The following is a 15763-nucleotide window of genomic DNA, read 5'->3' on the forward strand; positions in this document are numbered from 1 at the left end:
CACTCGCAGATGCGTTTAAAAATGGTAAAGTCAATGGTACCTTAAAAGCATGGTATTGGGATAATGACGAGGAGGGTAACTTCTACTCCAAAGCATCTCATCAAAGTATTTTGAATTTGGGTATTGAACTAGGTTATGTAACTGATACACTTTATGGTTTAAGATTTGGTGCTACATACCAAGGTAGTTCAACTCCATTTGCAACAGATGATGCAAAAGCTCTTTTCAATAAAGAAGAATCAGGACAAGGTTCAGTACTTTCTGAAGCTTATATAGGTTACCAAATTGGTAAAACAGATGTTAAAGTTGGTCGCCAATATATTTCAACACCACTTCTCTCAGGCAATCCAACCCGTTTCTTTAGAGAGTCTTTTGAAGGCATATCTGTTACCAATACGGATTTACCACAAACAACAGTCTTTGCTCACTATGTGGATAAGTTCCAAGGTAGAACAAGTGATGTACTTAACGGTGTAACAAACAGCTATAAAGCGCCAGAATTTGCAAAACAAATTATCGTAGCAGGTGCAGGTCCAACTACATTTGAATTTGATGGTGCCTATTCACTTGGTGCTGTCAATAAATCTATTCCAAACCTTACCTTAACAGCGCAATTTGCAGAAGCAAATGATGTTCACATGAAAACACCTGGCGCTTTTGGACCATACGGAGTAGGAATAAATAAAACTGATGATATTTCCTTCTTTTATACAGAAGCAAATTATGTGCTTCCTATGAGCAATTATAAACTTCTTTTTGATGCAAATTACAGAGGTTCTCGAGCAGGAAGTGAGTTAGATGCAGCACACATTGATGGCAGTATGCTAGCTCTTCGTGTAGGTTTTGCTGAGCTTTATGGCTTTGGTGGGGCACTCGCTTATAGTACAGTGAGTAATGGTGATGATATGATGTTAGGTCTTGGTAATGGCCCATTATGTTATACCATTCTTCCAATCCGTGGACCATTGGTATTTAATGGCTATGCAGGTACGGACACTTATAAACTTAGTACAACGTATGATTTTTCAAAAATTGGTGTAAATGGTCTTACAACCGAACTTGCGTATGTGACTGCAAAACAAGATGCACCATCAGCAGCAACCATTTCAACAAAAGCTAGCAATAAACTCGAAGTTGATGGTTATTCTGTCAAATTCAGTTATGCTATTCCAGCACTTAAAGGTTTAACAACCGATGTTACGTATGTTGCCTTTGACAAAGATTACTTTGTTGCAGACGTTAAACAAAAAACACTTTCAACAGATGAATTGTGGGTTAATGTAAACTATAAATTCTAAGTTATTCTAAATTTTAGGGCTTTACGATCAATGTAAAGCCCTATTTTATGATGATAGATTCCAAAAAATTTGAAAAATTGATCGAAAGATGAGTTTAAAATGAAAATTTTTTTTCTTGACCCTGATATGCAGTTACAAGATGAGATCGATATTTGTCTCAACCAATGTCGTTTAAAAATTGATGTCAAAAAAACACAAAATGAAGAGGATATTTTTGATGAGGATCTTTTTTTAGAAGGCTATTCTCTTTTTATCCTTAATCTTCAAAATCCAGCAGATACGAAAATACTAGACTTTATACGCACAAATGCAAATGGAGCACCTATTTTATTGGTATTAGAACCTACTGTATCACCACAAATATTTCAAACACTCTCTTCTTATTCTTACAATGATATTATCATAAAAGATTTTTCTGTTGAAGAGTTTGCTTATAGGATTTATAAATTATGTCATATTTGGAACGATAATATTTTTTATCTTGATAAGGGTATATGTTTTGATTTTAAAAAGAGAATGTTTATCTTTAAAGATAATCATACTGTTCTTGGCAAAAAAGAAGCATTATTGCTTAAATGTCTGTTTTTAAAAGTTCATGGTATTACGACATATACTGAAATTATTGCTTTTGTCTATGAAAATGAGATAGTGAGCAATGATAGAATTCGAGCACTTGTCAAACAGCTTAGAGATAAGCTTCCATGCGATTTCGTCAAAACATTCCATGGAAAAGGGTATCAGATAGCCCATTTACGATGAAATTAAAGTGATATAACCCTCAAATCGGAAAAGGCCTATCTGGCGGTGTTATAAAAAATTTGACACCCTTGATGCATTAGTGGCAAACCAATTCCAGGTCTTTACGCAGCGGGAGAAAGTAACAGGTGGTACACACGGTGCGAGTCGTTTAGGTACGGTTGCTGTTACAGAGTGTCTTACATTTGGTATGATTGCGGGTGAAACGATCTAAATTGATATGAAGAAATGGGCTTTTGTTCTGTAAAAAGTAATTCCTCCTTTTGAAAATGTTAGGGCTTTAAAAGTATATTTTAAAGCCCTCTTCGTAGATTATTCTTACATTATTATTACATTTTTAGCTTTATAATGTTAAACTGACGAATTAATAAATAAAAAACTATAATATAATAAAAGGAGCAAAGTGAAAGTTTTTCTTCTTGAACCAGACACAGACTTAGCTGATGGTATTGACACGTATTTAAATCAACTGCGTTTAAAAATGAAAGTCAAGAAAGTGCAAAAAGAAGAAGCCATTTTTGAAGAAAATGCTTTATCTCTTTCTACGTATTCTCTTTTTATTCTTAATTTGAAAAATCCTATGGATCCTTCCATGATGCATTTTATACGAGAAAATGGAGGAGAAGCTCCTATTTTACTTATTTTAGAATCAACCATTGAGCCTAAAAACTTTAAAACGCTTTATTACCTCTCCTATGATGACATGATTGTTAAAAATTTCTCTCCACAAGAGATTGCTTTTAGGATTTATAAATTATGCGATATCTGGAATGATGACACTTTTTTTGTCACAAAAGAGATCTTTTTTGATTTTAAACATGCCAAGTTTGTTAATCACGAAGTAGAAACAATTTTAGGAAGAAAAGAGGCACTGTTACTGAAATTACTGTTTGTAAAAAGCCATCATGTCGTCTCTTCACATGAAATTGAGTACTATGTCTATCAAGATGAGATGGTCAGTGAAGAGAGAATTCGGTCTTTAGTGCGACAACTTAGAGCCAAAATTCCGCATGATTTGATCGAGACGGTTAAAGGTGAGGGTTACCGTATAGCCAACACAACGCCAGAAGAAGAAAAATGCTTTTCCGATAAAGCTTCTGCTTTGATACGCTCTTCCTTTGTCTGTTTGAGTAGTTCGTATCCACTTTTAGAGCAAGTTCAAATAGGTTCTCTTTTCTTGAGTACGATATAGGTATTTGGTATTTTGACTATTGCATTAATGTGTAAAACATTAATGCAATAGTGTTAATTTAACAATACGAAATGCCACAGCATTTTGAAAAATGAGTGGATAGTCATATTTACACGAAACGATGCCTTCACATGGGGCAATAATCGTTTGCATGAGCGATCCATCGAGTGCATTATAGATGCGAGCAAGGGGTTGTCCGTGTACTACGTGTTCCCCAATAGGAGCAAGGGCGTCAAAAAGCCCTGCCGAACTACTTTTGACGACTTCCATATCTTCATTGGTGATGACATTTCCTACTGCCCCTTCAAACGCCGTATAATCAATCAACCCTTTTTTCGATAAAAAGCGTATCAAAGCATCAAAGACTTTCGTAGATTCAATTTTGCGAAGGGTGCCTTTTTTCCCTGAGATGATGGAAAACGATTTGGCATTCCAGATTTGCCAGTTGTAGTTCAAAGAGACAGTATCGCTTGGTGTTGGGTCTTTGTAGTGTATAAACTCTAACCCAAAGGCTTGTGCTTCATGCACATCTTCATAGCCTGTACGAAGGACTTTAACATATGGGATGCACTCAACACGATCTTTGCGTGCTTCAAGCAAGATGGCATGCTCAAAATGGTTGATTTTCTCAAACAGTTTCGCTGCAATGCGTTGCGTTGTTTCACCTTTGTCGTAGCCTGGAAACATTGCGTCGATGTCCGTATTATCTAAAGGCCAGAAGGTTTTTCCCATATTGAATGAGTAAGGATTGACCGCAGGAACAACGAGAATTTCGCCTTTGATGAAAGCGGGATTTTCAAGCTCTTGTTGACGTAAAAAACGAACCAGTCTTGAAGCGACCCAGAGTTGGTCTATGGCAGTACCTGTGAGTGGACCTACGATGACACAGCTCGGTTTACTGTTGGGAATGCCAAAACGAAACCCTTTGATGCGTAGTGGCTCACGACTGAGGGACGTGAGCTCACACAGTATCTCTTCTCTCATTCATTCACCTCAAATGGATTTTCTAAAATACGTGCAAGCAAAGAGCCTTCATACACAACAGGGTACTCTCTAATGGTAAACAAAAGCCCATCACAAGGGCTTAGTAAGCTCTCTTTGATGACGCCTTCCAGTGGGTCGATAATCTCGCCCAGTTTTTCACCTTTGCTGACCATAACATTATGCTCTAACGTGGGTATAAAGATGCCCGCTTCAGAGGCGTTAATAAAATGTACTTCAGAATTTTGGGTCGAAATAGACGTTTTACACGGACGCATCGGCTCATCGATGATGCCGACATGTGCCATAAAATTCAGCAATCCATTAGCAAGGTTTTGACCATATTCTTTGGTGATGCGCATACCAACTCCCATCTCTACCACAAGGGTTTTTGTCCCCACCGAGTTGAGGGCATGTGAAAAGGTGGACTCTAAAACAGTTACCGCATCATGTACCCAGATAAAATCAATGCCGATTTTCTCAGCCAAAGGAACCAAGTCGTGTGCGTTGGATCGGCTGATGCGAATTTGGGGTAGCTCTTTGAGGAAAATATTGCTCGCATGAATATCAATGGCAAAGTCACTGCCTCGTACGGTTTCAACAATGGCACTTGCCACTTGTGCAGGTAAAAAGTCCGCCGTATGACCCGGAAAAGTACGGTTAAGATCAACATCGTAAAAAGGGAAAAGACGGTTGATGCTATCAATACCCATAGGGTTCATAGAAGGATAAATGTCTACAATGCCCTTTATTTTGGTGGGATTTTCCCGTAGCCATTTAACGAGCAAATAGCAGACATACTGTCCTTCAAGCTCATCGCCATGGGTTCCCGTAACGATGGAGATACGTTTGGTTGATCTGGTGATGTCGGGTGGATTGAAACGGTTTCGTTTGAGTTTTAACGTCTCCTCCACGGGGAGTTTGACACTAAAAACCTCTTCTATCATTGTTCATCCCTTGCAACAGTAACGTTTACATGTAAATTTTGTTGGCTCTTTCCTATAAAGACACCACGGTTAAGGCGGCAGTCCATAAAGTCGCGTCCATGAGCGATTTTGATGTAAGGTTGATGCTCTAGCATAACGCCATTGGTTGGGTCAAACCCTCTCCAGTATCCATCAATGAAAGCCTCAACCCACGCATGACTTTCACCCTCACCATCAATAAACCCAGCAACATAACGTGCCGGAATGCCATTTAGGCGAAGGAGGGTGATGAGCAAGTGGCTAAAGTCTTGACAGACTCCATTGTGGCGCAAAAGCAGGGCGTCGGCATCACAGGTTGTGGTCGAAACACCCGCTAAATACTCAAAGTTTTGAAAGATGGTTTGGTTGAGCATCTTCGTTAAACTCAGTGGTGATTGAGGGAGCATCAAGGTTTCCAAATAATCACGTGATAGCGATGAAAAGGGCGTTAGCGTCGTTGGATGCAGATACGAAGCAGCATTCTCGTTATCTTTGTATTGGTAGCTTCCATGAAAAGCGACACTCCCTGTGAGCATGGCTTCAAAATTGCGGTGAAATTTTTCAATCGTTCCAAAGAGCAGATCGTTTCCAAAGCCATCTTTGGTTAAGAAAAATGCCACATCATTGTTAATGTGAAGTTCCCAATCAAGCAGTGTTTGTACACCATTGCTGATGGGAAGCATACGCAAACAAAAGGCATGCTTGCGTACGGCTTCTTTAAAATTGAGGGTAAATGCGTATGAAAAATTAACTTTCATGGACATAGGCGAGTGTTCCGTAAATTGAATTTATTTTTTCTAATGTTTTAAATTTATTGCTCGATGAAAGAGCAACATGCTTATGGTTTGGACGGACTTTTTCCGCAATAATGTTGAGCTTTTCCACATCCAAAAGGGCGGCTTCAATGCTGTCATATATGCGAATATTCAAATCCATTCTCTCCACAACCTTTCCAAATTGAATCAAAGGTGAATCTTTGGCTTCTACGAGTGAAAGCTCTAAATTTCCCCAGATGGCATCAAGCTCTTTGAGGGTCGATTCAAGCCAAAAAACGGAAACCGTGCGCTCTTCTTTTGCCGCTTGGTAGGCAAGGTAGAGGGCATTTATACGGCTAAACATACGATTTGAAAGGTGTGAACGTGTCAAAATCGCATTTTCTCTCGCACAGTTAATGACGGAGATAAGACTTGCATACTCCACATCAAAAACACTTTGGCGCAAAAATTCTTGTGAAGAGTCATACTTGAGCTCAATTCCCAATCTAGCATAGAAATTTTTAGCATCATCAAAATCAACGTCCAGTATTTTATCAAAAAGTTGGATAACAAGACGAGTCATACTCTCTGCTCTTTGGATGTAGCGTCCCATCCAGTAAAGTTGTTCGGCACTTTGAGGTGATATGAGAATCATCGCGTCTCCTTTAAAATCCATGTATCTTTAAAACCGCCACCTTGGGATGAGTTGACGATGTAGCTGGTCGGATCCATTGCAAAACGGGTGAGTCCACCTGGCCAGACGAAGATATCTTCACCATACAGCGAGAACATTCTAAGGTCTGCTTTGCGTGGTGAAAATGCCCCTGTGTCATCCAAACACTCGATGTCATAAAACTCGATGATATCTTGCGCAATGAAACGACGTGGTTCTGCACAGATCGCATCTTTAAGCTTTTCTCGCTCAGGTTTTGTCAGAAGTGAGCCAAATATAACGCCATAGCCTCCCGCTTCTGCAACATCTTTGATAACAAGACTTCGCATATTTTGCAAGATATGGTTACGATCTTTATCAAAAAATGCCAAGTAGGTTGGTGCATTTTGCAAGATCGGATCTTCTTTAAGATAATAACGAATCATATCAGGCACAAAGTAGTAAATTCCCTTATCATCGGCAATACCATTACCAATACTGTTCAACAACGCAACATTGCCTGCACGGTACACTTGGGTGATGTTAGGGACGCCAATGAGCGAGTCAGGGTTGAACTCGATAGGATCGAGCGCGTCATCATCAAGTCTTCGATACACAGAACCCACACGTGCTTTTTTGCCGCTGTAGGTTTTGAGGTAGAGTTTGTCTTTCTCAACTACCAAATCATCGCCTGTGGCTAAGATAGCACCACTCTCTTTTGCAAGATATGAGTGTTCGTAAAAGGCGGAGTTATAACGCCCCGGTGTTAAGATGACATTGATACCACCCGTACTGACGTGATCCATCGCAGAAGCTAAACGACTTGGGTAGTCTTGCACACTTTGAATCGGAAGCTTCTCAAAAAACTCAGGAAACACTTTGCGTGTCAGCATACGAAGCGACAAGGGGTAACTCACGCCACTTGGAACGCGAAGATTGTCTTCTAGTACAACCCAGCCATCTCCAACACTGTTTTTAACAAGGTCTATGCCGCTGATATGCACACGGATGTTTTTAGCCACAGGTGTGTTGGCAAAAGCCGGCAGATAGGCTTTGGATGAAAAGACAAATTCGCTAGGAATGATGCCATCTTTAAGAATTTTCTGAGCGCCATAAATGTCTTCCAAAAAGAGATTAAGTGCATGGATGCGCTGTTGTATCCCTTTTTCAAGGTATGCAAACTCATTGGCAGAGACAATACGTGGAATAATGTCAAAGGGAAATTTACGCTCTATAAAAGCGTTGTTTTTAAAAAGGTTGAAGTTGATCGCTTCGGTATTCATGTAGGCGAGCAACTCTTGGACGCGTTTTTTATCGATCGTGTTTAAGATGCCTTTGAAAGCATCATAGAGTGGACTTTCTGATTCAATCATAACCTGTACCTTTGCCCTTTTTACTTGAACTCTTGACACGTTTTTAAAACAAAGTTTTAAAAACTACGTTAACACTGGGTTTTCTTCGGCAGAATGCCCACGCACCTTTGGTGCTTTTCCTTCTTCCCGAATGAAATTTGAATGTCATAAAAGCAGTTTAGCACAAAATTAAGCAGAGCAAGTGCGTTAAGAGACAGTTTTTTGCTTATTTTTTAAGCAGTGTTTAGAGAGACCACACATAGGCAAAGATCAGCCCCTCTATTAAAAAAAGTATGCAAAAAAGAAGATTCCAATGGATGGAAACATCAAAGGGGGTTACGTGCAAAAATTTTGCAGTCATCAGAGACATACCCGCAAACGGTGAGATGATAAACGCTATGGCAGAAGAGAGCATTAAAATGAGCGCTATGGAGACGTTATTAAGGGGGAGGGTTAATGCTAAAAGGATTTTGCCCAGCATGACGACAAGTACAAAAGGATGAATTCCACAAACAGCAATAGCGATAAATATGACAGGAATAATCACCAACGCAAAAATACCCAAATGATTAACACTCTCTTGAAGAAGAGGTTGAATCAACTCCAAAATACCACTATGGTCTACCGCACCTGCAAAAAGCCCCACAGCTATAAAAAAAATGGAAAAATCAGTTGCTTGGGTAATGCCTCCTTGCCAATAAATCTTCATGACACGCGGCAGTGCAGTATGTTTAGCATAGTAGAGAATCCATACCGTTGAGACGATAAATCCTGCCAGTAAAATTCTTCCTGTACTCGTCCCAATGCCAAGTATTTCTAAAAGTGTTATGGAAGAGATAAGCCCTAGAATGACAAGAATAATATGAAGAGATTTATAGGATGCTTCACGGTGCGTGATGGATAAAGGTAGGGCGATATGGTTTAAAATAGGTTTATTGAGACCTGAAAAATGCTCAATGATATAAGATGTGAGAAGCCCTACAATGCTAATCATTAAACCTGGTACGAAGAGCTCTGACCATTTGACATGGGTTACTTGCATGACTAAAAGAATCATCACCGCCCCTGGCGCCCAAAACAGTACCAACGTATAGCCACGCATAATGGCAGTTGCAAAAAAACGCTTGTATTCAGAAATGCTGTTTTTTAGGGCTTTATCAAAGAGTGCAACCATTACAGGGACGGTGCCAAAAAGTAAAAAACTCGAAAAAAGGTTGGTGACAACCATGGCAAAGAGGTATAAGGAACTCTCTTTTTGAAAGAGTCGTTTCAGCCAGTACTCTACTGCATCACCATATTTACCCACTTCAATAGGCATCGCGAACAGTTGCATCACAACGATAATGGCGATGATATTGGTCATAGAATTGAGTGAACTCACCCAAATGGAAAAAGGAAGTTTGTAAGCAATCAAAATACCCATGCCGAAGAGTAGAAAAAAAAGAGTGATAGTACGAAAACCTTTTTTTTGAGCAGGCAGTCCAAAGAGAAATAAAACCAATGTCAAACAGGCAAGGACGCTTTCATACAAAGGCGTTACGATGTGTATAACGTGAAGAAACGTAATGCCCAAAATGGCATATTTACAAATTTTTTGCATCCATACTTCCGAAAAATCAGATGCGTTATTTTATCAAAGAGTTCTAAAGATGTAGTGCTTAAAAAAGAAGTTTTAGAGAAAAAATGAAAGCGGCGTATGTGCCGCTTTCATTTTCTATTGGAATTGATTTAACTTTTGATTGAGGTTTTCAGAAAGTTTAGAAAGATGATCTGCCGCAGCGGCAATCTCTTCAACACTTCTTGCATTGTGGGATGTCAGCGTGTTGATGTTCGAGACCATCTCAACGATTTTATCGGTATCTTTTGAAATTTTGAACGAATTTTGGGCGCTTGTATTGACAGATTGAATACTGTTTTGCATGACCTTGGTTGTTCCTACGATGGTGTTTTCTACCGCACTTGAAACGGTTGAAAGCCGTTGAATGTTTTTTGCATTTTTATTCATTTGATCGGAGGAGTTGACGATGGATTGAACAATGATATTAATCGTAGCATTAATCTCTGTCAGTGAAGTTTGTGTACGTTCCGCAAGTTTACGGACTTCATCTGCAACCACGGCAAAGCCTCGTCCATGTTCACCCGCCCTTGCTGCTTCGATAGCGGCATTAAGAGCGAGTAGGTTGGTTTGATCTGCAATGTCTGAGATAACGGTGAGGATCTGTTTCACTTGTTCTGCATCTTTACTCATCTGCTCTAATTGTCCTGCTAGTGCAGTCTCTGCTTCGCTCGCCTGATCGACATCATTACGCAATGCGATAATCTCATCTTGTGCATGGTTGAGTTTTTTACCAGCTTCCGTTATTTCTTCTTTCATGCCTTCTGAGAGTTTGGCTGTTTCTTGAACAAAGGATTTAATGGTTTCAATTTCATGGATAGTATTTTCAACAATAGTTGAACTTTGTTCGGCATTGCGTCCTATTTGCATACTCGTGGTGCTTAGTTCATGCGACACAGAGGCATTTTCATTAGAAGAGGTTTTAGCATCGGTGATAGTCGTTTCAAGGGTTGTCACCAAAGAGTTGAAGCTATCGACAATCTCTTTGATCTCATTCTTTTTGATGTACGTAATTCTAAATTTAAGCTCTTTATCTTTAACAAAATGCATGATACTATCGCGTATGAGGTGTACTCCTTGCATGATGTTATTGCGGATCAGAATGCTAAGCATAATGACAGCAAGCGCAATAACAATTGCAATAGTAATCATCCACAATGTTGCACTTTGTTTGGTCTCAATCGCAATTTTAGCGTCAGTATCTGCTAATTTTTCATTGTAATGCATGTGTTCATCGATGGTTTGTGTCATGCTACTAACAGTTGCACGATTTGCTAAGACAAGTGCGCGTGCTTCATCGTTTTTATTTGCGTTAGAAAGCACAAAAAATTTTGTAACGTAAGTGATAAATTGCCCATAGAGTTCTTTTTCTTTTTGGTACAACTCTTTATCTTTTTCATCAGAGAGTAGTGCTTCATAGCTTTTTAAATCTTTTTCAAACTCAGCTTTAATGCCATAAAAGCGCTCTTCCAGCTTTTTCATCTCATTGGAATCCTCAGTAGTCATGTGTTCCCAAAGAACGATTCTTTGACGATAGATGCTCTTTTGCATACTTGCCATGACTAAGATACTTGGTAAAGAGTTGATATTACAGGTGTTTGTTTTTTCAAAAACCTGCTCCATTTTTGAAATGCTAATACCAAAAATCAGAATAAAGCCAAGCAGCGATAATCCCAACATGGTCATTAACTGTTTTGAAATACTCATAAAAAACTCCTTTTGTGTTCTTGAGTGAAATAATAACCATCAAGTGTGACAACGGCGTTGCATGTAAATCAAAAATAAAATTTTTCTAATTAGGAAGTTGTTGTGAAAGGTTAGGAAAGAGAAGATGCCCTAAAATAGGGCATCTTGAGAGTATTTATTTGTGTGTCAAGACACGGGTAGCATTTAAAACAGCGATCAAGGCAACGCCGACATCACCAAAAACAGCTTCCCACATCGTTGCTATTCCCATAGCGCCCATAATAAGAATAGCCCCTTTAACGCCAAGTGCGAAGATAATGTTTTGCCATACGATGGCATGGGTTTTATGAGCAATTTTAAGTGCTGTAGCCACTTTTGAAATCTCATCGGTCATAATAACAATATCAGCAGCTTCTATGGCAGCGTCTGAGCCAACACCACCCATAGCAATGCCAATGTCGGCGCGTGCCAACACAGGTGCGTCATTGATGCCATCACCCACAAAGACGGTTTTGCCTTTGCCACTTTTTCGCGCCATAATTTCTTCAAGCTTTTCGACTTTTTGATGCGGTAAAAGTTCTGCTTCAACGTGCGTGATACCAAGCCCTTGTGCGACTTTTTGTGCGGCGGCTTTATTGTCACCCGTAAGCATGATGATCTCTTTAACACCCAGTGCTTTAAGCGCTAAAATGGCTCTTTCACTGTCCTCTTTTGGCTCATCTGCAATGGTGAGGTAACCCGCTAAAACACCCTCAACAACGACATAAACGACCGTGTCAGGGGTTGAGAGTTTTTCATGCGCGATAGTGTGATCTCGAAGGAGTTTATCATTACCCGCAAGAACATTTTTCTCATCAATGATCGCTCTAACGCCATAGCCCGCTAACTCCTCGTACGAACTTACAACCGCTTCTAAAGGCTTCGTGTAGGCACGTTTGATCGAAAGTGCAATGGGGTGGTTTGAGTGCATTTCCGCTAAGGCTGCAAGACGTAGCACATCTTCTTCGCTGTATCCTTGAAGTGCCGTGATAGACGTAACGCTAAAGATGCCCTTCGTTAGTGTTCCTGTTTTATCTAAAACAACGGTATCGACACTGTTAAGCGCTTCAAGGAAGTTTCCACCTTTGACTAAGATACCGTTTTTAGAAGCCCCACCGATGCCACCAAAGAAGCTAAGTGGAATGGAGACAACAAGCGCACACGGGCAAGAGACAACAAGGAAAACCAAAGAGCGTCTAAACCAGTCACTTAAGAGTGCATCTTGCATTAAAAGCGGTGGCAAGAAAGCGAGAAGTGCTGCAGAAATAACGACAAATGGCGTGTAGTACTTCGCAAATTTCGTAATGAATTGCTCTGTTTTTGCTTTTTTATTGCTAGCATTTTGTACAAGATCTAAAATTTTTGAAACGGTAGACTCTGCGAAAAGTTTAGTGGTTTCTATGATGAGTACACCTGTTTTATTAATCGTTCCAGAGAGCACTTCATCGCCTTTGGTGACTTCTTTGGGTAGAGATTCCCCCGTAAGTGCCGATGTGTCAAGGGTAGATCGACCTTCTATAATAGTACCATCAAGTGGGATTTTTTCACCCGGTTTAACGATGATACGACTGCCTAATGCAACGTCATTTGGAGAGACTTTTTCTTCGCCATTTTCTGTTTGAAGGTTTGCAAAATCAGGTCTTATATCCATGAGTTTAGTGATGGATTTACGTGAGCGTGCAACGGCTAAGTCTTGAAAAAATTCACCAACCCGAAAGAAAAGCATTACCGCAACACCCTCTGGGTACTGACCGATACTAAAGGCACCAACCGTAGCCAAACCCATTAAAAAGTTTTCGTCAAAAACGTGACCTTTAAAAAGGTTGCTTATTGCCATATAAAGAATTTCACCGCCCACTAAAAAGAAGCTGATAAGATACGTCCAAAACATCAAAGGATTGGTCTCTTCCATAAATACTGCGGAAATAAACAGCACCGCACCGATACAAAATGTAATGAAATGCCATGATGTAAGCATCTCTTTTAAACTGGTATCGCCAAATCCCTCATGGTGATGGTGGTCATCATGATCGTGCTCATGCGAATGTGTTACGACAGGTTGGCACCTTGAACAGCAACTATTCTCTGTTGTGGTGCACGTTTGGAGTTCTTTTTCATGAAATTGCATCATCATATCCTCGTGGTTCTAATATATGTTCTAAGCCTTGATTAAAAATACTTTTAATGTGTTCATCATCCAGTGAATAAAAGACAACTTTGCCTTCTTTTCTGTGTTTCACAAGCCTTGCTTGGCGAAGGACGCGAAGTTGGTGTGAGATGGCAGACTGTGTCATACCTAGAAGCTCAGCGATGTCACATACGCACATCTCCGCTTCAAAAAGTGCTGAGATGATTTTGACACGGGTGGTGTCCCCAAACACTTTGAAGAGTTCGGCAAGGTCGTAAAGCTTCTCCTCTTGGGGCATTTTTTGTTTGACTATTTCGATGATGTTTTCATGAAGTGTATTACAGCTACAAAATTCATCGCCCATTTTTTCATCCTTTTTAGTATAGATAAATGTTCATATGAACAATTGCTCATATATTAAAACAACTCAAATTAGAAATGGCTTAAATTGAGAAAGAAAATCAAAAAAGTTTTACATGTAAAGGAAATGGAGAGATCAAAAGTTAAAAGTTTAACCCGAAGCCCTTTAATTTTTATTTTGTCAGGAATGCTATTTTCATGCTATATATTTTATGTAATATCTTTTTTCTGATAAAGCATCTGTGGTAATAGTAAAGTAATATTATGGTGATAATATGCCATAAAAAGAGACTTATGATGTTGCAAGACTTCTTAATTTCGCAGCTTGTTAGAGTTACCAATGAAAGAATTAAAAGGAAGAAAATTTAATGAGTATTTCAAAACAGTTGTTAGTAATGCTCGCCGTCACTGTTTTTGGGCTTATTGGTGTTTTTACGATTGCCATACAGAAAATGGACGCAGTGTATGAAAAAACAAATACATGTAATATCACGATATTGCCTAGTACGCATCTTTTAATAGACCTACAAGATAATTTTTATCGGTTTCGAATTGCTTCATGGAAATTTGTTGCTCTCCAAAATAAAGATGAAATTAGAAAAGTGAGAGAGCGCTCTCTTACGTTTAAATCGAATGTGGATGAAAGCTTCAAACAATACGAATCATTTATTTCAGATCCAAAAGACCGAGAAATGTATATGAAAGAAAAAACGATGTTTGCGCAATTTGCAATACTTGTAGATAAACTCTACCAACTTGGACTTGATGGTAAGCAAGATGAAGCGCTAGAACTTATGGATCAAAACGACAAGACTATCATGGATTTAACAGAAGCAATTAATGACCATATGGATTATATTAAACAATTAGCTGGCAAAGATGCCGAAGATGCACTCAGCGTAAAAAGTAGAGCAACAACTATTATGATTATGTTATCGGCACTTATTGCATTATGTGTTATTGGTCTTGGTATTGTAATCCGAAATAACATCATGCAAGGCGTTTCACTCATTCGTGATGGTATTGCAGGTTTTGTTCAAAACAAAGAGTTGAGGTTTAGAATTAAGTATGGCAAGAAAAATGAGATTGAAGAGATTGTACAGAGTTTCAATAGTTTAGTCAGTACCTTAGAAGTGATTATTGATGATGTTAAGCACTCATCCAATGAAAATGCTTCTGTTTCGCATGAGCTAAGCACCACAAGTATGCAAATAGGTCGTAATGCAGAGCATAGTACGATCATTGTTAATAATACCATTGAAGAGATAATTTCCATTAAAAAGTTTGTTCAAGAAACAGCTCTGCTTTCAGAGTCAATGAAAAAAAGTATTGGCGTAGCTGGCGAGAAGCTAGAGTCTGCAAAGAATGAAGTGTTTATGCTTAAAAATGAAGTTGAACTTGCCAGTGAAGCGCAAACAGCGCTTGCACAGCAGTTAGAACAGATGAGTAAAGATGCAGAGCAAGTGAAACAAATCTTGAATGTTATTTCTGATATTGCCGATCAAACAAATCTTCTAGCACTCAATGCCGCTATCGAAGCCGCACGTGCAGGTGAGCATGGACGAGGATTTGCCGTGGTTGCGGATGAAGTACGAAAACTAGCAGAACGTACACAAACCTCTTTGACGGAGATTAATGCAACGATTAATGTTATTGTTCAATCTATTGTTAACTCTTCCGAGCAAATGAGTAAAAATGCTCAAAACATTAGACATTTGGCTTCTGTTTCAATCAATGTGGGAGACAGCATAACCAATACAACTTCCGTTATGCAAGAGAGTATAACATCCGTGACAATCAGTGCTAAGAACTCTAATCAAATTGTAAACGATACCGATAAAATCGTTAATCTTGTAACTAATATCAATAGTATCACCAGTGAAAATGCCAGAAGTGTAGAAGAGATAGCCTCCGCAGCCGATCATCTTTCCAAGCTTGCTGAAAATCTTAATCATAAATTGGGGCAATTTAAATCTTAAAATAG

13 protein-coding genes and 1 pseudogene are annotated in these 15763 nt (G+C 39.2%); 5 read left to right on the forward strand and 9 right to left on the reverse strand.

All coding sequences use genetic code 11. The features are described 5' to 3' along the window. The 4 genes and pseudogenes from V7Q04_RS04340 to V7Q04_RS04355 form a co-directional block, all read left to right on the forward strand. Positions 1-1298 (forward strand): OprD family outer membrane porin (locus tag V7Q04_RS04340; RefSeq protein ID WP_333803701.1); only part of this gene is annotated, 1298 nt, incomplete at its 5' end. Positions 1299-1397: 99 nt separating this feature from the next. Beyond that, entirely contained in the window at positions 1398-2057 is a 660-nt protein-coding gene (locus V7Q04_RS04345) for a winged helix-turn-helix domain-containing protein (RefSeq protein ID WP_333803702.1), read from the forward strand. 78 nt (positions 2058-2135) lie between these two features. Further along, positions 2136-2268: pseudogene (locus tag V7Q04_RS04350) on the forward strand (FAD-binding protein); the annotation flags it as partial. Positions 2269-2457: 189 nt separating this feature from the next. After that, entirely contained in the window at positions 2458-3246 is a 789-nt protein-coding gene (locus tag V7Q04_RS04355; RefSeq protein ID WP_333803703.1) for a winged helix-turn-helix domain-containing protein, read from the forward strand. Positions 3247-3285: 39 nt separating this feature from the next. Here the strand turns inward: V7Q04_RS04355 and V7Q04_RS04360 are convergent, their stop codons facing one another. The 9 genes from V7Q04_RS04360 to V7Q04_RS04400 all read right to left on the reverse strand — a co-directional run bounded on the left by V7Q04_RS04360 (position 3286) and on the right by V7Q04_RS04400 (position 13783). Next, positions 3286-4230, reverse strand: a complete 945-nt coding sequence (locus V7Q04_RS04360; RefSeq protein ID WP_333803704.1) for a M14 family metallopeptidase — start codon at positions 4228-4230, stop codon at positions 3286-3288. Then, entirely contained in the window at positions 4227-5174 is a 948-nt protein-coding gene (locus V7Q04_RS04365; RefSeq protein ID WP_333803705.1) for a M14 family metallopeptidase, read from the reverse strand. The genes V7Q04_RS04360 and V7Q04_RS04365 overlap by 4 nt, the downstream gene beginning before the upstream one ends. After that, positions 5171-5956 (reverse strand): transglutaminase family protein, encoded by a 786-nt coding sequence (locus V7Q04_RS04370; protein ID WP_333803706.1) that lies wholly within the window; start codon positions 5954-5956, stop codon positions 5171-5173. Before V7Q04_RS04370 ends, V7Q04_RS04365 begins: the two co-directional genes overlap by 4 nt. Beyond that, positions 5940-6602, reverse strand: coding sequence for an alpha-E domain-containing protein (locus V7Q04_RS04375; RefSeq protein WP_333803707.1), 663 nt, complete (start codon positions 6600-6602; stop codon positions 5940-5942). The genes V7Q04_RS04370 and V7Q04_RS04375 overlap by 17 nt, the downstream gene beginning before the upstream one ends. After that, on the reverse strand, positions 6599-7972 hold the full coding sequence (locus tag V7Q04_RS04380; protein ID WP_333803708.1) for a circularly permuted type 2 ATP-grasp protein: 1374 nt from the start codon (positions 7970-7972) through the stop codon (positions 6599-6601). Before V7Q04_RS04380 ends, V7Q04_RS04375 begins: the two co-directional genes overlap by 4 nt. Before the next feature lie 223 nt (positions 7973-8195). After that, complete coding sequence (locus V7Q04_RS04385; protein ID WP_333803709.1) at positions 8196-9551, reverse strand: hypothetical protein; 1356 nt, start codon at positions 9549-9551, stop codon at positions 8196-8198. Between the two features lie 114 nt (positions 9552-9665). Next, entirely contained in the window at positions 9666-11273 is a 1608-nt protein-coding gene (locus V7Q04_RS04390) for a methyl-accepting chemotaxis protein (RefSeq protein ID WP_333803710.1), read from the reverse strand. Positions 11274-11427: 154 nt separating this feature from the next. Then, a complete protein-coding gene (locus V7Q04_RS04395; protein WP_333803711.1) occupies positions 11428-13419 on the reverse strand; it encodes a heavy metal translocating P-type ATPase in 1992 nt (663 codons plus the stop codon). After that, positions 13406-13783: an ArsR/SmtB family transcription factor gene (locus V7Q04_RS04400; RefSeq protein WP_333803712.1), complete on the reverse strand. Its 378-nt coding sequence runs from the start codon at positions 13781-13783 to the stop codon at positions 13406-13408. The genes V7Q04_RS04395 and V7Q04_RS04400 overlap by 14 nt, the downstream gene beginning before the upstream one ends. A gap of 364 nt (positions 13784-14147) precedes the next feature. Between V7Q04_RS04400 and V7Q04_RS04405 the strand changes: the two genes are divergently transcribed. After that, positions 14148-15758, forward strand: a complete 1611-nt coding sequence (locus tag V7Q04_RS04405; RefSeq protein ID WP_333803713.1) for a methyl-accepting chemotaxis protein — start codon at positions 14148-14150, stop codon at positions 15756-15758. The last annotated feature ends 5 nt before the right edge of the window (positions 15759-15763 follow it).

The sequence above is a fragment of the Sulfurospirillum sp. genome, from assembly GCF_036802865.1.
GTDB lineage: Bacteria > Campylobacterota > Campylobacteria > Campylobacterales > Sulfurospirillaceae > Sulfurospirillum.